This window comes from Luteimonas panaciterrae, assembly GCF_020511115.1.
Lineage (GTDB): Bacteria > Pseudomonadota > Gammaproteobacteria > Xanthomonadales > Xanthomonadaceae > Luteimonas > Luteimonas panaciterrae.
Map to the genome: position 1 here is coordinate 20,201 of NZ_JAJAVH010000015.1, position 17,912 is coordinate 38,112.

General features: G+C 63.2%; 18 protein-coding genes and 1 tRNA gene. 11 read left to right on the top strand and 8 right to left on the bottom strand.

Annotated features, from left to right (window positions below):
- The first annotated feature begins 4 nt into the window (after positions 1 to 4).
- A complete protein-coding gene (locus tag LG367_RS15705) occupies positions 5 to 694 on the top strand; it encodes a phosphatase PAP2 family protein (protein WP_226470302.1) in 690 nt (229 codons plus the stop codon).
- 23 nt (positions 695 to 717) lie between these two features.
- On the opposite strand, the gene LG367_RS15710 is transcribed toward LG367_RS15705, so the two are convergent.
- The 8 genes from LG367_RS15710 to LG367_RS15745 form a co-directional block, all read right to left on the bottom strand.
- Positions 718 to 1,332, bottom strand: a complete 615-nt coding sequence (locus LG367_RS15710) for a hypothetical protein (RefSeq protein WP_226470213.1) — start codon at positions 1,330 to 1,332, stop codon at positions 718 to 720.
- A gap of 49 nt (positions 1,333 to 1,381) precedes the next feature.
- A complete protein-coding gene (locus LG367_RS15715) occupies positions 1,382 to 2,806 on the bottom strand; it encodes a pectin acetylesterase-family hydrolase (RefSeq protein WP_226470214.1) in 1,425 nt (474 codons plus the stop codon).
- Positions 2,807 to 3,079: 273 nt separating this feature from the next.
- Positions 3,080 to 3,991 (bottom strand): DMT family transporter, encoded by a 912-nt coding sequence (locus tag LG367_RS15720; RefSeq protein WP_226470215.1) that lies wholly within the window; start codon positions 3,989 to 3,991, stop codon positions 3,080 to 3,082.
- Between the two features lie 104 nt (positions 3,992 to 4,095).
- Positions 4,096 to 5,136, bottom strand: a complete 1,041-nt coding sequence (murB, locus tag LG367_RS15725) for a UDP-N-acetylmuramate dehydrogenase (protein ID WP_226470216.1) — start codon at positions 5,134 to 5,136, stop codon at positions 4,096 to 4,098.
- Positions 5,133 to 6,191 carry a quinone-dependent dihydroorotate dehydrogenase gene (locus LG367_RS15730; RefSeq protein ID WP_226470217.1) on the bottom strand — a complete coding sequence of 353 codons (1,059 nt, stop codon included), beginning with the start codon at positions 6,189 to 6,191 and terminating at the stop codon, positions 5,133 to 5,135. The genes murB and LG367_RS15730 overlap by 4 nt, the downstream gene beginning before the upstream one ends.
- A 1-nt stretch (position 6,192) precedes the next feature.
- Positions 6,193 to 6,966 carry a class I SAM-dependent methyltransferase gene (locus tag LG367_RS15735; protein ID WP_226470218.1) on the bottom strand — a complete coding sequence of 258 codons (774 nt, stop codon included), beginning with the start codon at positions 6,964 to 6,966 and terminating at the stop codon, positions 6,193 to 6,195.
- A gap of 137 nt (positions 6,967 to 7,103) precedes the next feature.
- Entirely contained in the window at positions 7,104 to 8,639 is a 1,536-nt protein-coding gene (gene amaB / locus LG367_RS15740; RefSeq protein ID WP_226470219.1) for an L-piperidine-6-carboxylate dehydrogenase, read from the bottom strand.
- A gap of 123 nt (positions 8,640 to 8,762) precedes the next feature.
- Positions 8,763 to 8,839, bottom strand: a tRNA-Arg gene (locus tag LG367_RS15745).
- Positions 8,840 to 8,977: 138 nt separating this feature from the next.
- Between LG367_RS15745 and LG367_RS18760 the strand changes: the two genes are divergently transcribed.
- The 10 genes from LG367_RS18760 (at position 8,978) to LG367_RS15795 (ending at position 17,887) form a co-directional block, all read left to right on the top strand.
- Entirely contained in the window at positions 8,978 to 9,283 is a 306-nt protein-coding gene (locus tag LG367_RS18760) for a hypothetical protein (protein ID WP_226470220.1), read from the top strand.
- A gap of 62 nt (positions 9,284 to 9,345) precedes the next feature.
- Positions 9,346 to 11,028, top strand: coding sequence for a type IV secretory system conjugative DNA transfer family protein (locus LG367_RS15755; RefSeq protein WP_226470221.1), 1,683 nt, complete (start codon positions 9,346 to 9,348; stop codon positions 11,026 to 11,028).
- Positions 11,029 to 11,459: 431 nt separating this feature from the next.
- Complete coding sequence (locus LG367_RS15760; RefSeq protein WP_226470222.1) at positions 11,460 to 11,900, top strand: toxin co-regulated pilus biosynthesis Q family protein; 441 nt, start codon at positions 11,460 to 11,462, stop codon at positions 11,898 to 11,900.
- Between the two features lie 76 nt (positions 11,901 to 11,976).
- Positions 11,977 to 12,903 (top strand): VirB8 family type IV secretion system protein, encoded by a 927-nt coding sequence (locus LG367_RS15765; RefSeq protein ID WP_226470223.1) that lies wholly within the window; start codon positions 11,977 to 11,979, stop codon positions 12,901 to 12,903.
- Positions 12,904 to 12,924: 21 nt separating this feature from the next.
- Entirely contained in the window at positions 12,925 to 13,683 is a 759-nt protein-coding gene (locus LG367_RS15770) for a TrbG/VirB9 family P-type conjugative transfer protein (RefSeq protein ID WP_226470224.1), read from the top strand.
- Positions 13,680 to 14,948 (top strand): TrbI/VirB10 family protein, encoded by a 1,269-nt coding sequence (locus tag LG367_RS15775; RefSeq protein ID WP_226470225.1) that lies wholly within the window; start codon positions 13,680 to 13,682, stop codon positions 14,946 to 14,948. The genes LG367_RS15770 and LG367_RS15775 overlap by 4 nt, the downstream gene beginning before the upstream one ends.
- A 15-nt stretch (positions 14,949 to 14,963) precedes the next feature.
- Positions 14,964 to 16,004, top strand: a complete 1,041-nt coding sequence (gene virB11 / locus LG367_RS15780) for a P-type DNA transfer ATPase VirB11 (RefSeq protein WP_226470226.1) — start codon at positions 14,964 to 14,966, stop codon at positions 16,002 to 16,004.
- 213 nt (positions 16,005 to 16,217) lie between these two features.
- On the top strand, positions 16,218 to 17,120 hold the full coding sequence (locus LG367_RS15785) for a lytic transglycosylase domain-containing protein (RefSeq protein ID WP_226470227.1): 903 nt from the start codon (positions 16,218 to 16,220) through the stop codon (positions 17,118 to 17,120).
- Between the two features lie 64 nt (positions 17,121 to 17,184).
- Positions 17,185 to 17,571, top strand: a complete 387-nt coding sequence (locus LG367_RS15790) for a TrbC/VirB2 family protein (protein WP_226470228.1) — start codon at positions 17,185 to 17,187, stop codon at positions 17,569 to 17,571.
- Positions 17,564 to 17,887, top strand: coding sequence for a VirB3 family type IV secretion system protein (locus tag LG367_RS15795; protein WP_226470229.1), 324 nt, complete (start codon positions 17,564 to 17,566; stop codon positions 17,885 to 17,887). The genes LG367_RS15790 and LG367_RS15795 overlap by 8 nt, the downstream gene beginning before the upstream one ends.
- Positions 17,888 to 17,912 lie beyond the last annotated feature (25 nt).

A 17,912-nucleotide genomic window follows, 5' to 3' on the forward strand; every position in this document is an offset into this window, starting at 1 on the left:
GGCCCTGCGGGAAGAGGCGCGGGTCGGGGCCAGCTTCCTGCGTCGCCATGGCTGGCGACTGTTGCTCCTGTTCGCGGGCGTGCTGTTGCCGCTGTGGCTGTTCGTCGAGCTGGCCGACGAAGTGCATGCATCCCAGGCGCTCATGTTCGACGAGCCGATCCTGCTGTTCGCGCACGAGATCGCGCGATCGGGATTCGATCACGTGTTCCTGCTGTTCTCCGCGTTGGGCTATCAGTACGGCGTCGTGCCCATCGACATCATTCTCGTATTGGTGTTGGCGGTGCGCCGAAGGTTTCCCGAAAGCGTCTTCGCGGCCGCGGCGCTCGGTGGTTCGGCGCTGCTGAATATCGCGACCAAGCAGTTCTTCGCGCGCGAACGTCCCAGTCTGTGGGAGTCGATCGCGCCGGAAAGCAATTACAGCTTTCCCAGCGGCCATGCGATGGGGTCGATGACCCTGGCGCTGGTACTGATCCTGCTCGCCTGGCCGACGCGCTGGCGCCGGTGGGTCGTGGCGGCGATGGCGGTGTTCGTGCCGATGGTCGGACTGTCGCGGATCTATCTGGGCGTGCATTACCCGTCGGACATCCTGGCCGGCTGGTCCGCGGCGGCGGTGTGGACGGTCGGTGTGTATTCGCTGGTGTTCAGGGGCTTGCCGCCCTGGAAGGCACTGGCGAACAAGTCGCGAACCCACTAGCCGGTTGAACGCCCGCGGGACGGTTACTTGTAAGCCTGCTCGCGCGCTTCTTGCAGTTGTTGCCGCAGATATTGATCACGCGTCATTCCGCCTGGAATTTCGTGCATGGTCATCACTTTCCCGACGATCTCACGTTCCTGCGACTTGTACTCCTGGAATTTCGTGTCGTTCTGCAGCTGCGAGGCCCATTCGGCCCCGCGCCGCTCTGCATTCTGGCGATAGTTCTGCACCAGCGCGGCGATCTGTTCGGCACGGGCGACATTGTCGGGCTCGTTGGCCTCGATCAGGCTCGCACGCAGCAGCATCGCCTCGCCGGCGGAAAGCTGCCTCGATTTCTCGTAGGCGTCGATCCAGGCCGTATAGACGCGGGTGAATTCCGAACGCTTCGCCGGTGTCATGCGCGGGGCATCGCGCAGGAATTGCTTGATGTTCGCCTCGAAAGCCTTGCGGACGCGCATGTCCTGCGCCTGCGGTGTGGCCTCCAGGGCGGCCAGCTGCGTATTGGTCGGAGCGGGGGCGGCCTGGGCGCTTGCCGCCGCGGCCGCGGGCTCTTTCGGGAGCTTCGATTGCGCGACAGCCCAGATCAAGCCGCCAGCGGCGAGGAGTATCAGCAAGTATCCCAGGAGTCCGCGCTTCATATGTCCTCGTGCGAAAGCGGGGGATGCCCGCTTCCGCACGAGCGTCCCGTCAGAGCAATTGATCGATGAGCCAGTAAAGCAGATTGAATGGCTTATTGCGATCGGCGGTGTCGTCGGCTTCGGAGGCGTCCAGCACCTTGCCCTGGCCGTCCAGCACGCTGTCGATGAAGTTCTTCAGCTGCAGATTCTGCGCCTGGATGTCACCGTTCTTGAAGTCGATGATGGTCGTGCAGTGGCTCTCGTTCACGGCGCGGTACTGCGGGAAATAGCCGCCGAAGTTGTCGAGCCCGTTCAGTGTGAAGCGCAGGTTCCCGGTGTCGACGAACCATTTGCCGTGGATCAGCTGTTCCTTGGTGGCCTGGTCCGGGGCGTTCTCGATTTCCGGATAGAACCGCTCGTAGGAATAGCTGGAGAAGTTCAGATCCTGCCAGAAATGGGTATGGCCGAGCCGGTCCTGCGCGAACTTGGACGACAGCGCCGGATAGATCGTGCCGAGGTCGTTCTGGTCGAGCAGCGGCAGTAGGCTGGCCAGGTACGGCACCGGGCCGTTCGGCGCATCGAGGCCCCAGGCACTGCGGATCTTCAGGTTGAGCGGCTGCGAGGGATATTGCTGCGGATCGCCGTTGACGGGCGCGGAGTACACCGGGCCGGAGTCGTCGATCAGGAAGCCCTTGTCCGGCGCGATGTCGTTGCGCAGGCCGACATAGTTGGTCAGGCTGCCGACGCCGCCGGCGCTGCAGCCGGTGGAGAGCATCTGCGTCGGACGCGGCAGGTTGTCCTTCAGCCACGCGGTCACCGCGCGCACGTTGCGCAGGCCGTTGTGGTGCCAGATCAGCGGTGCGTTCTGGCCGGTGGGATCGTCGTACACGGCCACCTTGTCGCCGCTGTAGATGTCGCCGGTGCAGTAGGGCACGTAAATCATGTTCCACTGCTGCGTCTTCACCGAATCGAACGGACTGATGCGCGTCACGAACGGGCTGACCAGGCTGGAACCCGGATTGAGCAGGCTCATGTAATCGTCGGGAATGCCGTTCGGATTTCGCGCCCCGCGGATGCCGGTCGCACCCGTGCAGCTGCCGTAATCCCAGCAGGCGCCGCCGCCTTCCATGTAGACGATCGTGTTGCGCGTGTTGGCGACACGGTTGACGAAGAACTTGTACGGCGAACCGTTGCCGCACACAGCGCCGGTGCCGGGCGCGAGTTGGATCGTTTGCCAGGTGCCGTAGGCGCCGGGATCGAAACCGTCGGCGAATCCCGACGTTGGATTGCTCAGCAGCGGATAGGTGCCTTGCCGCTGCTCCGGCTTGACCTTGTTGTCGGCCGGTGGTGGCGAGACCAGGTTCACCAAGGTCTGCCAGAAACTGTAATCGCCTGCTTCAGCATGCGCCGATTGCGCGGCGAACGCCGTGACTGCGGCGGTCGCCAGGACCAGGGGCAAATGTTTGGGCGCGCGCTGTTGCATACCAGTAGCCATGATCCACACCTCCGGAAATGGATTGAATGACAATTGCAATGACACGGATGGTGTTGCAATCCATTGCTGCATCCGTCTTCGTACGGCATGTCGCTTCGTACGGCGGCGTATGGAGTAGCACCGCGTTTGTGAAGGGGTCAATCACAAATCGCCCGGAATGAGCGACGTGGCCGGAAATGCCACGCTCCTTTGCCGGTTTGCCCCCGGTACAGCGTGCGCCACAGCCATGCTGCAGCGCAGGAATTCGTGCGCTGCAACATGATTTTGCGGCGACTACTCGCCCGGTTTGGCTGCTTCCACGGGCGCGGCGGTGGCCGCGCGCTGCGCCAGCACCGCCTCGCGGTGGGCGATGTAGGCGTTGGCGGCGAAGATGATCGCGGCGCCGATGAGGGTCGCGCGACCGAGTGCTTCGTCGAAGAACAGCCAGCCGGCGAAAGCGACGATGGGCAGCTGCATGAAGCTGATCGGCGTCAGCGCCGACACGTCGCCGAGCTTCAGTGCGCGCGTCCACAGCAACTGGCCGCCGGTACCGAACACGCCGGTGCCGATCAGCCACAGCCAGGCGATGCCGCTCGGCCATTCCCAGACGAACAGTGCCGGCACGAACGACAGCGGCACCCAGAACAGATAGGTGTAGAACACGATCGTATCGGCAGGATCGATAGCCGAGAGCTGCTTGATCTGGATCGCCACCACCGCGCTCAGCACGGCCGCGAGCACCGCCACCAGGCTGCCGGCGGTGAACGCGTGCGACCACGGCTGCACGACCACCAGCACGCCGATGAATCCCACGAACACCGCCGCCCAGCGCCGCATGCGCACGGTCTCGCCGAGCCACAGCACGGCGGCGATGGTGACGAACAGCGGCGTCGAATAGGACAGCGAAATCGCCTGTGACAGCGGCAGATGGCCGATGGCCCAGAAACCCGCCAGCATCGATCCGATGCCGATCGTGCTGCGCAGCAGATAGCGTGGCAGTTGCCGCGTGCGCGGAAAGCCGCGTGTGCCGCGCAGCAACAACGGCAGCAGCACGAGCAGGCCGAAGGCGTTGCGGAAGAAGGCGATCTCCAGCGTCGGCAGCGACTGCGAGGCGAAACGGATGGTGATCGCCATCAGGCCGAACGAGAACGTGCTCGCCAGCATCAGCAATGCCGCGCGGATGGGAGGGGGCAGGGGAGGGGACATCTAAGGATCGTGTGGTTTCGGTTCGCGATGCCTGCGGCGCAGGATCGAAGTTGTTCTTGTCTGTCTGTTCTTCGCGATCCGTGTCGTGTCTCAATCCCAAGCTCTCAGTCCCAGATGCCTTGCACGATGCGCGGCTCCGGTTCCAGGGACACACCGAAGCGTTCCCGCACCGAGGCTGCGATGCGGCGGGCGAGGTCGAGCAACTGCGCGCCGGTGGCATGGCCGTGGTTGACCAGCACCAGCGCATGCTTCTCGGACACGCCGGCATCGCCTTCGCGCGCGCCCTTCCAGCCGCAGCGATCGATCAGCCACGCCGCCGACAGCTTGCGCGTGTCCGCGCCGCTGCCGGGGAACATCGGCAGCGAAGGATGCTCCGCTTGTAAAGCTTCCGCGAGCGCGACCGGCACGATCGGATTCTTGAAGAAGCTGCCGGCATTGCCGATCACGGCCGGGTCCGGCAGTTTGCGGCGGCGGATGCGGATCACGGCCTCGGCCACCTGCGATGCGTTCGGTGCCGCGATGTCCATTGCGGCGAGTTCGTCGCGCAGGCCCGCGTAGTCGAGCGCGGGCGCGGCCTCGCGCGTGAGGTTGAATTCGACCGCGGTGACGATCCAGCGCGCCGGATCGCGCTTGAACGCGCTGTCGCGATAGGCGAAGGCGCAATCTTGTGGGCTCAGCCGTTGCAATGCGCCGCTCGCGCGTTCGAACGCCTCGACGCAATGGATGCGCGTCTCCACTTCCACGCCGTAGGCGCCGATGTTCTGGATCGGCGCCGCGCCGACGGTGCCGGGGATCAGTGCGAGGTTTTCCAGTCCGCACAGGCCGCGCGACAGCGTTTCCATGACGAAGCGATGCCATTCGACGCCGGCGTCGGCGCGCACGATGGTGTGATCGCCTTCGTCGGCGAGGATGTCGATCTCCCGCGCATCGATCGACAGCACGGGAATGTCGGGATCACCGGCGAAGAGCAGGTTGCTGCCGCCGCCGAGCACAAGCGGCGCGGTGCCGGCCAATTCGTTGGCGAACAGTGACGGCAAGGCGGCGGTGTCTTGCACCTCGACCAGCAGCGGCGCGCGCACGGCGACGCCGAAGGTATTGCGCCGGGTGAGATCGGCGTCCGCGAGCAATCGATAGCCAGCCGTCATTGCACGATCGGCAGATTGCCGCGGCTGGGCATTTCCTTGCGGCGCCGGATCGCGGCATTGCATTCGCCGATCAGTCCCGGTCCGCGATAGATCAGGCCGGTGTAGCACTGCACCAGTGTCGCGCCCGCGGCCATCTTCTGCACCGCGTCGGCGCCGGAGAGGATGCCGCCGACGCCGATCAACGGAATCTCGTCCGGTAGGCGCGTGCGCAGCATGCGCAACACCGCCGTCGATTTCTCCAGCAGCGGGGCGCCGGACAGGCCGCCGGTCTCGCGCGCGAGCGGATGCGATTGCAAGCCCGGGCGCATGACGGTGGTGTTGGTGGCGATCACGCCGTCGACCTGCAGATCGGCGAGCACGCGCGCGGCGGCGGAGATATCATCTTCGGACAGATCGGGCGCGACTTTCACCAGCATGGGCACGCGCTTGCCGTGCTTGCTGCCGAGGCGTTCCTGCGCTTCGCGCAGCGCGCCGACCAGGCGGCGCAGGGCCTGTTCTTCCTGCAATTCGCGCAGGCCGGCGGTGTTGGGCGAGGAAATGTTGACGGTGACGTAGTCGGCGAGCGGATAGACCCGCTCCAGGCAGTACAGGTAATCGGAAACGGCCAGTTCGTTCGGCGTGTCCTTGTTCTTGCCGATGTTGATGCCGAGCAGCCCAAGCTTGCGCCGCGCGCGCGCGACGTTGGCGACCAGGGCTTCGACGCCTTCGTTGTTGAAGCCGAGCCGGTTGATGATCGCGCGCTGCTCGGGCAGGCGGAAAATGCGCGGCCCCGGATTGCCGGGCTGCGCTTTCGGCGTCACCGTGCCGACTTCGACGAAACCGAAGCCGAGGGCGAGCAGGGCATCGATGTGCGCGCCGTTCTTGTCGAGGCCCGCGGCGAGGCCGACCGGGTTGGGAAAGGTGAGGCCGAAGGCGCGCGTGGGGAACGGTGTCGGCTTGCGCGCCAGCAGCGGCGTCATGCCGGTGCGGTAGGCGGTTTCGAGCGAGGCCAGGCCGAGCCCATGCGCGCGCTCCGCGTCGAATCCGAACAGGAAGGGGCGGGCGAGTCTGTACATGTCAGCTCAACGTGCCCACGAACACGCGTGTCTGATAGTCGAAATCGACGCGGCCGCCGGTCGCGGTCTCGTCGAACAGCGTCTGCAATGCGGCGATCATCGCCTCGAAGCGCGGATGCCCCGCTTGCGGCGCGTACGAGGACGACAACAAGCGCCCGCGCAGGCCATCGAAATCGATGCGCTGGCGATTCGGAAACCGCGCCATGCCATGGAAGCCGGCACCGAACCAGCGCTCCATCGTCTCGTCGTCCTGATAGCGCTCGGCGACCCCGACGTAGTCGGTACCGAACTCGCGCAGCAGGCGTTCGTAGCCTTCCAGGAATGGCGAGCCTTCAAGAAGCCGCGAATTCCAGTAGACGACGGCAAGTCCATCCGGGCGCAGGATGCGCGCCCATTCGGCGCGTACCTTGTCGGGATCGAACCAATGGAAGGCCTGCGCGGCCGAGACCAGATCGACGCTGCCATCGGCGAGCGTGGTGGCTTCGGCGGTCGCCGCCGCCCATTGCAGGTTCGGATAATCCTTCAGCCACTCGCGCGCCGCTTCACGCATCGCCGCGTTCGGTTCGACGCCGGTCACCGGGTGTCCCGCTTCGAGCCACATGCGCGTGGAAATGCCGGTACCCGCGCCGATGTCGGCGACATGCCATCCCGCATCCACTCCCTCGGCCTGGCGCAGCCAGTCCAGCAACGCCGGCGGATAGCTCGGCCGATAGCGGACGTAGTCGTCGACGCGGCTGCTGAAACGTTCGGTGGGAGCGGGGGAGGCGTCAGTCATGGCCTGTCGGCTTCACGTCCTATGTGTTTTGTTTACGAGCTTGCGTACGGGCGTGGCGGCTCATGTTCTCGAGCCGCCTTGCACCCTGATGCTTCCCTGCATGTGAATGGGACGATATGTCAGGCACGGTCGCCGCGTCAAAGATCGAACTTGATGCCCTGCGCCAGCGGCAACGCGTCGGAGTAATTGATGGTGTTGGTCTGACGGCGCATGTAGGCCTTCCAGGCATCCGAGCCGGATTCACGGCCGCCGCCGGTTTCCTTCTCGCCGCCGAAGGCGCCGCCGATCTCCGCGCCGCTGGTGCCGATGTTGACGTTGGCGATGCCGCAGTCCGAACCCGAGGCGGCAAGGAAGGCTTCCGACGCCTTCAGATTGGTGGTGAAGATCGCCGACGACAGCCCCTGCGGCACGTCGTTCTGCTGGGCGATGGCATCGTCCAGATCGCGATACTTCATCACGTACAGGATCGGAGCGAAGGTTTCGGTCTGCACCACCTCGGCGTCGTTCGACAGGCCGGTGACGATGGCCGGCAGCACGAAGTTGCCCTTGCGGTCGGTCAGCGCCTTGCCGCCGCTGGCGATGGTGCCGCCCGCGGCCTTGGCCTTCTCGATCGCGGCGAGGTAGGCCTTCACGGCATCCTGGCTGTTGAGCGGGCCCATCAGGTTGGCCGGATCGGTGGGGTCGCCGATCTTCTTCTCGACCTGGCCGTAGGCCTTGACCAGCTTGTCGAGCACGTCGTCATGGATCGACTCGTGCACGAACAGCCGGCGCGTGGTGGTGCAGCGCTGGCCGGCGGTGCCGACGGCGCCGAATACGATCGCCGGGATGGCGAGCTTCAGATCGGCGGTCTCATCGACGATGATGGCGTTGTTGCCGCCGAGTTCGAGCAGCGAGCGGCCCATGCGCTGCGCCACGCGCTCGCCGACGTTGCGGCCGACCTTGGTCGAGCCGGTGAAGCTGATCAGCGGGATGCGGCGGTCGTCGACGAAGCTTTGCGCGAGCTCCGTGCCGGCATCGTTGAACAGATAGAAGATGTCCGGGAAGCCGCCCTTGCGCAGGGCTTCGTTGCAGATCTTCATCGCCGCGATCGCCGACAGCGGCGTCTTCGGCGAGGGCTTCCAGATCGAGATGTCGCCGCACACCGCCGCGACGAAACTGTTCCAGGCCCATACCGCGACCGGGAAGTTGAACGCGCTGATGATGCCGACCAGCCCGATCGGATGCCATTGCTCGTACATGCGATGGCCGGGGCGTTCGCTGTGCATGGTCAGGCCGTAGAGCTGGCGCGACAGCCCGACGGCGAATTCGCCGATGTCGATCATTTCCTGCACTTCGCCGTCGCCTTCCGGCTTCGACTTGCCCATCTCCAGCGCGACCAGCGAACCCAGTGCGTCCTTGTGCGTGCGCAGCGCCTCCGCGCACAGGCGGATGGCTTCGCCGCGGCGCGGCGCGGGCGTGGTACGCCAGATCTTGAACGCAGCCTGCGCGCGGCCGATCAGCGTTTCGTAGTCGGAGTCCGACGATGCCTGCACCCTCGCCAGCACGCTGCCGTCGGTCGGATTCACAGGTTCCAGCACGCCGGCATCGGTGGTCTTCGACCATTCGCCATTGCCGAGATAGGTGCCGGACTCGTTGTCGCCGAGGCCGAGAGCGGTGAGGACGGGGTGGGTCATGGAATAAGGCTCCTGAAAGCAATAAAGGCAAAGCAGTTGAAGGCCCGAGTGCGTGCCCAGGCCGCTGAGCATTGGAAAGTCCGCACAGGGATGTGCGGGCTCTTGCGGAGGGACCCGCATAGCTGGCGCCCCCGGCGCGATTCGAACGCACGACCTTTCCCTTAGGAGGGGAACGCTCTATCCAGCTGAGCTACGGGGGCTTGGCCCGCAATTTTCGCATGAACGTCGTTGATCCGGGAACCAAAGCACGGAATCGGCGCATGCATGACCGGGTTGTGACAGGTGGCAAGCCGTGGCGGTCGGGTACTATGATCCCTCGATCCAAGGAGGACGACCCGATGACGGAATACAGACATCCCATCCTCATCAAAGGCGGGTATCAGGTCATGGCCATCACGGAAGGCCGGGAATACGATCCGAGCGCGGTCGTGGCCTACGCTGTGGTGACCCTGTCCGGCGCCAAGATCCGGCACGAACTGTCGATCGACAGCGCCATGACCTGGATGGACCGGCTGGTCGATGAGGAAGCGCAACGACAGGAACAGGAGAAAGACCGTCCGGTGACGGAGCGCCCGAACAAGCGGCGGTCCTCGAAGCGGGCGGGCAAGGGCACGGGCCGCAAGCTGCTGCGGTTCCTGGGCTAGTAGTTCGTGGGTTAGAACAGACAACGAGCGGGCAGCACGGCACCAAGATCGGGGGCGATACGTTGAAGGGCAAGATCATTTTCGCGGCAGTGTTGGGGCTGCTGACGTTTTTCGTCGGACTTTATCTGTCCGGATATCTCACGCTTCTGTTCCTGAAGCTGAACTCCGGAATCATGAAGTGGAATACCTACTGGACCTACTTCCGGGCGCTCGACCTGCCATCGGTCAAGCCCTATGTCACCAAGATCAAGCTCGCCGGCGGTATCGGCTTCGGCCTGCCGTTCCTGGCCTACGCCGCGATGCTGATCCTGATGTTCAAGCCCAAGCCCCGGTCCACGCATGGCGAGGCCCGCTTCGCCACTGGCAGCGATCTTGCCAAGAAGGATCTGCTCAAGCCGTCCAAGAACGGCATCGTCGTCGGCAAGTTCAAGGGCAACCTGGTGCGCCTGGGCGGCCAGCAGTTCGTGATCCTCGCCGCTCCCACGCGCTCGGGCAAGGGCGTGGGCATCGTCATTCCGAACCTGCTCGACTACCAGGAATCGATGGTGGTGCTGGACATCAAGCAGGAAAACTTCGACCTTACCTCGGGCTGGCGCAAGTCGGTCGGCCATGAGGTCTTCCTGTTCAACCCGTTCGCCGAGGACCGGCGCACGCATCGCTGGAATCCGCTGACCTACGTCTCCAACGATGCGGCCTTCCGCGTCTCCGACCTGATGAGCATCGCGGCGATGCTGTATCCGGATGGCTCGGACGACCAGAAATTCTGGGTGAGCCAGGCGCGCAACGCTTTCATGGCCTTCTCGCTGTACCTGTTCGAGAACTGGGACGACGAGCAGCAGACCGGCTTCCCCGGCACGCATGGCACGCCCACGCTGGGCGCGATCTACCGTCTGTCGTCCGGCGACGGCACTGACCTCAAGAAATACCTCACGGGGCTGTCGCAGCGGCGCTTCCTCAGCAGCAATGCCAAGGCGGCCTTCGCCAACATGCTCTCGCAGGCGGACGAAACCTTCGCCTCGATCATGGGCACGTTCAAGGAGCCGCTCAACGCCTGGATCAACCCGATCCTCGATGCCGCCACCGCTGCCGACGACTTCCGCCTGGACGAGGTGCGGAAGAAGAAGATGACGATCTACATCGGCATCCAGCCCAACAAGCTGTCCGAATCGCGCCTGATCATCAATCTTTTCTTCAGCCAGCTCATCAACGTCAACACCAAGGAGCTGCCGCAGAACAACAAGGAGCTCAAGCACCAGTGCCTGCTGCTGATGGACGAGTTCACCTCGATCGGCAAGGTCGACATCATCGCCTCGGCGGTGTCGTACATGGCCGGCTACAACGTCCGCCTGCTGCCGATCATCCAGAGCATGTCGCAGCTGGACGCCACCTACGGCAAGGACGTCTCGCGCACCATCATCACCAACCACGCCCTGCAGATCATCTATGCCCCGCGCGAGCAGCAGGATGCCAACGATTATTCGGAGATGCTGGGCTATACGACCTTGCACAAGCGCAATCGCTCGCGCTCCCACGGCCAGTCCGGAAGCGTGACGATCAGCGAAGCGGAAGAGCGCCGCGCCCTGATGCTGCCGCAGGAACTCAAGGCGATGGGCTTCGACAGGGAGGTATTCCTCTACGAAGGCATTCCGCACCCGGTGATGTGCGACAAGATCAAATACTTCAAGGACAAATATTTCACAGAGAGACTTCTGCCCAAAACAGAAGTGCCCAAGCTCACGTTCTGAGATGGGTGTCAGTCCGACGCACGGTTTAACGATAAACACATCTTGACCGCGCGTTACGTTCCGGGCTAACTTCTCCTGAACAAACCCGAACGCATCGTGATGATCGTCACGATTTTCGTGGAATAGGATGTCAAGGGGCGAACAAGGAGCCGGTTCGGCGGGGGTGTTGAGTGGTGTCTTCAAATGCGACCGTGACAGAGGTCGCAGTAACAGGGAATCGTTGTCAGTCGGGGAAGGCATATGGGTAGCTTTGTGCGCGCGGGTGTGGCACCCCCATTGACGCGTGAACTCCCGGGGAGTATCTGTTCTTCCCTCATTCATTTTTGTCCAGGATCCGTTGAGGCGGCTCGTTCGAGCCTGCTTGGCGGGTTTCCGCTGCGCACGCCAAACGGGCGCATGTCGGTCACTTCAACCTCATCGATTGGTGAAGCGTGAAACGTAGAACTTCCTTCCGCTTTCTTGTGCTTGCAGGCGCGGCGATCGCGTTGCTGGGATGCGCGACGCGCCCGGCCCCCGATTTCCACGGACGTTGGAAGCCGGTGAACCATTTCTCGGAAACCACCGAGGCAATCCCACTGCAGCAGACATATGCCTTCTATGCCTCTCCGATGGATGGCACTTTGAAGAACATGCTCACCCGGTGGGCCAGGGATTCGAAGCTGACGCTCTCGTATCTGCATCCCTACGACTTCACGCTGTACGCGCCTCTGGCCGATCTGCGCACCAGCAATCTGCAGGAAGCCGTTTCCGCCCTCAATACCGCCTATGCGGCCGAGCACGTGTCGGTGACGACCGACGGCAGGCAGATCGTGGTGCGGGCGACGACAGCGTCGGCCGATCAAGCTCCACCGCCTGCCGCCGAGACGCCGTGATGATCGAAGGTCTCGATTCGCGGACAGAGCGCGCTCGCGGCTCCGCGTTCGTCATTTCCATGGGGGGCGACGCATGATGCGGCGAGAGAAAAATCAGACGGCGAAGACCGGGGAGATCATTTCGAAGTCGGTCGACTTCGAGGTGACCATCGCCGATATCGCGCGTCGCAGCGAAAAGCGTGCCTGGTGGACCGCCTTCAGCGCGATCTTGATGGCGCTGATCCTGGCCAGCGGCTATTTCCTCATGCTGCCGCTGAAGGAGAAGGTGCCGTATCTGGTGATGGCGGATGCCTACACCGGCACCAGCACGGTCGCCAAGCTGCGCATGGACTTCAACACCAACGCCATCTTCAGCAGCGAAGCGATCAACAAGAGCAACGTGTCCCACTTCGTGGTGGCCCGTGAATCGTTCGATCGCGACAACCTGATCCGCAGGCGCGACTGGACCACCGTCAACGCGATGGCGGCGCCGAACATCAGGCAGGCCTACAGAAGTCTGTTCGATCGCAGCAATCCGCAAAACCTGTTCGGCGCTTACGCCGGCAACGAGGCGATCCGCGTCGTTCTGATCAGCGTGCAGTTGGCCGGCACGCCCAAGATCCAGGTCGGCAAGGATGCGCCGCAGAGCAGCGCGACGGTGCGCTTCCAGCGCCTCCTGTTCAACAAGGAGAACGGCACGTCCAAGGTGCTCGACACGAACATCGCGGCCATCCAGTTCACCTACCGGGATGACCTGGAGATGGAAGAGCCGCTGCGCATGGAAAATCCGCTCGGCTTCTGGGTGACGGGTTATCGCGTCGACAAGGAGTTCGTGTCTTCTCCGCCGCCGCAGCAGATTGAGGAAGCTGCGACCGTGCCGGCCAATGCCGCCACTCCAGCGGGCGCGGCCATGACGGATCCGGCGGCAGCGGCGAATCCCTCGGCTCCCGGCACTCCAGGAACAGCGAATCCCGCTGCTCCCGCCGCAAATCCCGCCACCACGCAACCCTCGCCGAGTCCTTGATATTTAATGGAGCAACATTCGATGAATCGCCCCAGTAGACATTGCCTGGCAGGGATTTTGTTCCTGGCCATGGCCTGTGTGGCGCTGCCAGTCGGCGCGCAGGCCATCCAGGAATACGAATACGCGGACAACACCATCTACACGATACGGACCGGCCTCGGCATCACGACCCAGATCGAACTGAGTCCGGACGAGCAAATCCTGGACTACAGCACCGGTTTCACCAGCGGCTGGGAACTGACGCGTCGCGATAACGTCTTCTACCTGAAGCCGAAGAACGTCGACGTCGACACCAACCTGGTCATCCGCACCGCCACGCATTCCTACGTGTTCGAGCTGAAGGTGGTGGCGACCGACTGGCGCGCGCTGGAGCAGGCCAAGAACCAGGGCGTCCAGTACAAGGTCCTATTCAAGTATCCCAACGAGACCAAGTTCGTGGCGGAGGCCGATGTCGCCCCCGAGATCAGCACGGAACTGCGCTCGGACAGGGAATACAACTTCAATTACGACTATGCCGTGCGCGGCAAGAAGCTGACTTGGCTGGTTCCGGCCAGCGTCTACGACGACGGGCGTTTCACCTACATCAGGATGCCCGATCTGAGCAAATTCCCAAGCGGCAATTTCCCGGCCGTGTATGGGCGTGAACGCAAGAACAGCGAAGATTTCGTCGTCAATACCACGGTCGAGAACAACATCATCGTCGTTCACGGCATTTATCCGTTCTTGGTCATTCGACACGGCAAGAACGTCATCGGCGTGCGCAGGAACCAAGCACAATGAACCAGAACATTCCTCCGAATCAGCCAGGCTCTCCTGAGTACGGATCACCGCAGGGCGGCGGCTACGAGCAGCAGCCCGCGAACCCTTATCTGTCGCAGCAGGAGGCCGCGCCGCCGCCTGATCTGGACGCCAACGCGCCATTCCTGAAATCGCCACGCGACCGCAAGGTCGACGCGAAGATGCTGCTGTTCGTCGGCGCCGCGTTGCTGCTGCTGATCCTGCTGCTGTTCTTCATGTACAAGCGTGCGACCGGTGGCGAGGACACGCGAGCGAAGGCGGACGATCAGGAGAAGGTCGCTGTGCCGGACCTGCCGGAAGTGATCAACACGCCGCCGCCGCTGCCGCCGCCGGCACAGGAGCCGACGCCGCCGATCGGTCTGGCTCAGGAGCCGCAGCTCCCGCCGGCTTCTTATTCGCAGCAGCCCGGATCGGAAGGTCCGCCGCAGCCCACCGGTCCGTCCTTGATGGAGCGACGCATCATCGGCGCCGGCGGAGACAGCTCGGGTGGTGGTGGCGGAGGAAGCGCAAAAGACGCCGCGATCAGTGCCGCGCTCGACCAGCAGATGGCAAGACAACAGCAGGCCTTGCAGGCGGCTGGTCTTGGCGGCGCGCCGCCGGCGCAGAAGGAGTCGCTGATCAGCAAGGCCGCCAATGCGCAGACCCTGCGTAATCCGGACACGCTGCTCGTGCGCGGAACCTTCATCCGCTGCGTGCTCGAAACCCGCATCATCACCGACATCCCGGGCTTCACGTCCTGCATCGTCACCGAGCCGGTCTACTCGATCAACGGCCGCAAGTTGCTGTTGCCGAAGGGCTCCAAGGTGCTGGGTGCGTACGACACGGATGCGAACGGTCCGCGAGTCGCGGTCATCTGGGACCGGATCATCACGCCGAACGGCTTCAACGTCACCATGAAGAGCCCTGGCGTCGACGGTCTCGGCAGTGCTGGCCATCCCGGCAAGTACGATGCCCATTGGCCGAGCCGGATCGCTTCCGCGCTGATGATCAGTCTTGTGGCGGATGCCTTCAAATATGCGGCGGCCGAGCACGGGCCGGTGCAGAACGAAATATCGAACGGTGGCGTCGTCGTGCAGTCTCCGTATGAGAGCGTGACCGCAAAAACGATGGAAAGGCTGGCCAATCAGGCCCTGACGAAGAGCATGAATCGTCCGGCCACGGTCACCATCAACCAAGGCACGATCATCAACGTGTATGTCGCGCAGGACGTCGATTTCGCCTACGTGCTGCCGAGAATCGGTCGCTGATGTTGATGGGGATGGTTGGCAGTGGAAGATGATTCGCCGCTAGCGAAGGTTTCCAACGACTTTCTGGAGTATCAGTACCAAGTACTCGGGATCTTGGATTACATGGCTTCGCCGGATGTGACGGAAATCTGCATCAACCGTCCCGGCGAGGTGTATCTGGAAACCCGGAACGGCTGGGAGCGCGTCGAGGTACCGACGCTCAACTTCGAACGCGCTCGCCAGTTCTGCACCGCCGTCGTCAACGAAAGCAACACCGGTCAGCGCATCACCGATACCGACCCGGTGGTCTCGCTGACGTTCCCCACCGGGCAGCGCGCGCAGTTCGTCATCCCGCCTGCCTGCGATCCGGGAAAGGTTTCGATCACCATCCGCCTGCCGGCCAAGCAGACGCGGACGCTGCAGCAGTACCAGGACAGCGGCTTCTTCGATCAGATCCTCGAACAGAAAGGCACCGTCAGCGAGCACGACCGCGAGTTGCTCGAGCTGCGCCGTGAGCGCAACTACGCCGAGTTCTTCAAGAAGGCGGTCTCGTACAAGAAGAATGTCGTGGTGTCGGGCGCGACCGGCAGCGGCAAGACCACGTTCATGAAGTCGCTGGTGGAGCACATCCCGGCGGACGAGCGGCTGGTCACCATCGAGGACGCCCGCGAGCTGTTCATCAGTCAGCCCAACGTCGTCCACCTCCTGTATTCCAAGGGCGGGCAGAGCACCAGCAACGTCACCGCGAAGAGCTGCATGGAAGCCTGTCTGCGCATGAAGCCGGACCGGATCATCCTGGCCGAGCTCCGTGGCGACGAAGCTTTCTACTTCATCCGTAACTGCGCGTCCGGCCATCCCGGTTCCATCACCAGCTGCCATGCCGGTAGCCCCAGCCAGACCTGGGATCAGCTCGCGCTGATGGTGAAGGCTTCCAACGAGGGGTCGGGTCTGGAGTTCAGCACCATCAAACGGCTCCTGATGATGACCATCGACGTCGTGGTCCACATCAAGGCGCATGCGGGCAGCCGTTACATCACCGGGATCGACTTCGACCCCGAGCGGAGCCTCGCGGAATGAGCGCGCCTGTGACGTTCGTCTCGACACGAATTGCACCTCGTTGCAGAGGCGAAAACGTGCATGTGAAGGCGTTCGTTAAGATTGACTTGTCAGCACAGCCGTGCATCATGTCGGAAAGGAATTTCCGGCGATGGGGTAGGGAACATCCCCGCCGCCGGTTGTCGCTGTGCATGGGCTTCGCTCTGCATCGACGGGGGAAGGAGTGGAGTGGGTATGTTGCCTGACATGGATCTCGCGAGTTGTCCGGGCTTGGCGGTCTCGATGGACGTCATGCACCATGTCGTGCGCGTCGAATCCTCATACAACCCTTACGCCATCGGCGTGGTAGGCGGGCGTCTGGTCCGGCAGCCGAAGACGCTGCCCGAAGCGCTCGCCACCGTGCGCATGCTCGAAAGCCGCGGCTACAACTTCTCGCTCGGCCTGGCGCAGGTCAACCGCTACAACCTGGCCAAGTACGGCATCGGCTCCTACGAGCGTGCCTTCGAAGTGTGTCCGAATCTGCAGGCCGGCTCGCGCATCCTGGCCGAGTGCTATTCACGCTCGAAAGGGGATTGGGGCAAGTCCTTCAGCTGCTACTACTCCGGCGATTTCTCGACGGGGTTCCGGCACGGCTACGTGCGCAAGATCTACGCTTCGATCCAGAGTGGCTGGACCGGTCGCAGCGTGGCCGTGGATCCCATGGCCATTCCGCTGGCGACTGATCCGGTGGCGCGTCGCGTCGCCGCCACGCAGATACCGGCTCCGGCACCCGCAGCGGCGGCGGCAGCGTTCCAGGCACCGGCACCCGCGGTAAGCGCGCCGCAGGCGAACACGGCCGCGCAGCGGATGCCGGCTTCCACTTCCCGGTTGTCCGCAGCCTATGCTGCTCCTGTTCAAACGGCGCAAGCGCCTCAAGTTGTTCCCGCGCCCGTCAATCCTAGTGTCACGTCCATCAATTCTAGTATCCAGCCTAGTATCCAGAACTCCGAGACATTGGCCGTGGCAACGGCGGGACTCCCGCCAGCGTTGGATCGTCCGGTCATGCTCGGTGCCGAGGATCAGCCGCCGCAGCTGCAACCGGCGGTCGCCGCATCCGCGGCATCCGGAACCGTTGTTGATAGTGCTTTTGTTTTTTGAGTTTCGTTACCTAGTGAGGCAAATGAATGCCTCGTTTCTACCCACCCAACAGAGGGATCAAGCAATGAAGTCATCCACCAATATGATCAACCAATCGCGCGCAAACGCATGGACGAGGTTCGCCGTCGCCGCCCTGGTGCTGCTGCCGATGTCGGTTTGGGCGCAGGACGAAGCGACCGGCACCTCGGGTGCCGTCTGCTCGTTCCTGACCAACATCAACACGATCCTGAACATCGCCTCGATCGCGGTGGTGACCATCGCCATCATCTTCGCCGGCTATCAGATCGCGTTCGCCCACAAGCGCATCTCCGACGTCGCCCCGATCCTGATCGGTGCGGTGCTGATCGGTGGCGCGGCTCAGTTCGCCAAGATGATCCTGCCGGACAACTTCTCGAACAACTGCGGCGTCGCCATCAACATGCTGCAGAGCCTCCAGCCGATCTATGCATAAAAATGTAGTTTTCCGGGGATGCACTCGCCCCGCCATGTTGTTCGGCGTGCCTTACGTGCCGTTCGCATTCGGTGTGGGCGGGGTCTTCCTGCTGGCGATCTACACCAACTTCTTCCTGTTGTTGTTGTGTCCCATCGTCATCTGGGTCATGCGGATGATGGCCAAGCGCGACGAGATGATCTTCAGGCTGCTGGGGCTGCGTCTGCAGTTCAAGTTCCTGACGCGCAACCGCCAGTTCCACAATGGCATGTGGGTGTATTCGCCCAACCGGTTGCGGGATGAGAAAGACGACAAGAAGAAGAAAAAAGGCAAGTAGTTCCCCGGAACGCGAACGCCCGCAA

What these genes read in the sequence shown, in the direction of transcription:
- LG367_RS15790 (WP_226470228.1), top strand. Translation starts at nt 17,185, where the DNA reads ATGAAGTCATCCACCAATATGATCAACCAATCGCGCGCAAACGCATGG.
- LG367_RS15765 (WP_226470223.1), top strand. Translation starts at nt 11,977, where the DNA reads ATGCGGCGAGAGAAAAATCAGACGGCGAAGACCGGGGAGATCATTTCG.
- LG367_RS15795 (WP_226470229.1), top strand. Translation starts at nt 17,564, where the DNA reads ATGCATAAAAATGTAGTTTTCCGGGGATGCACTCGCCCCGCCATGTTG.
- LG367_RS18760 (WP_226470220.1), top strand. Translation starts at nt 8,978, where the DNA reads ATGACGGAATACAGACATCCCATCCTCATCAAAGGCGGGTATCAGGTC.
- LG367_RS15785 (WP_226470227.1), top strand. Translation starts at nt 16,218, where the DNA reads ATGTTGCCTGACATGGATCTCGCGAGTTGTCCGGGCTTGGCGGTCTCG.
- LG367_RS15715 (WP_226470214.1), bottom strand. Translation starts at nt 2,806, where the DNA reads ATGGCTACTGGTATGCAACAGCGCGCGCCCAAACATTTGCCCCTGGTC.
- LG367_RS15710 (WP_226470213.1), bottom strand. Translation starts at nt 1,332, where the DNA reads ATGAAGCGCGGACTCCTGGGATACTTGCTGATACTCCTCGCCGCTGGC.
- LG367_RS15735 (WP_226470218.1), bottom strand. Translation starts at nt 6,966, where the DNA reads ATGACTGACGCCTCCCCCGCTCCCACCGAACGTTTCAGCAGCCGCGTC.
- LG367_RS15775 (WP_226470225.1), top strand. Translation starts at nt 13,680, where the DNA reads ATGAACCAGAACATTCCTCCGAATCAGCCAGGCTCTCCTGAGTACGGA.
- murB (WP_226470216.1), bottom strand. Translation starts at nt 5,136, where the DNA reads ATGACGGCTGGCTATCGATTGCTCGCGGACGCCGATCTCACCCGGCGC.
- amaB (WP_226470219.1), bottom strand. Translation starts at nt 8,639, where the DNA reads ATGACCCACCCCGTCCTCACCGCTCTCGGCCTCGGCGACAACGAGTCC.
- LG367_RS15730 (WP_226470217.1), bottom strand. Translation starts at nt 6,191, where the DNA reads ATGTACAGACTCGCCCGCCCCTTCCTGTTCGGATTCGACGCGGAGCGC.
- LG367_RS15770 (WP_226470224.1), top strand. Translation starts at nt 12,925, where the DNA reads ATGAATCGCCCCAGTAGACATTGCCTGGCAGGGATTTTGTTCCTGGCC.
- LG367_RS15720 (WP_226470215.1), bottom strand. Translation starts at nt 3,991, where the DNA reads ATGTCCCCTCCCCTGCCCCCTCCCATCCGCGCGGCATTGCTGATGCTG.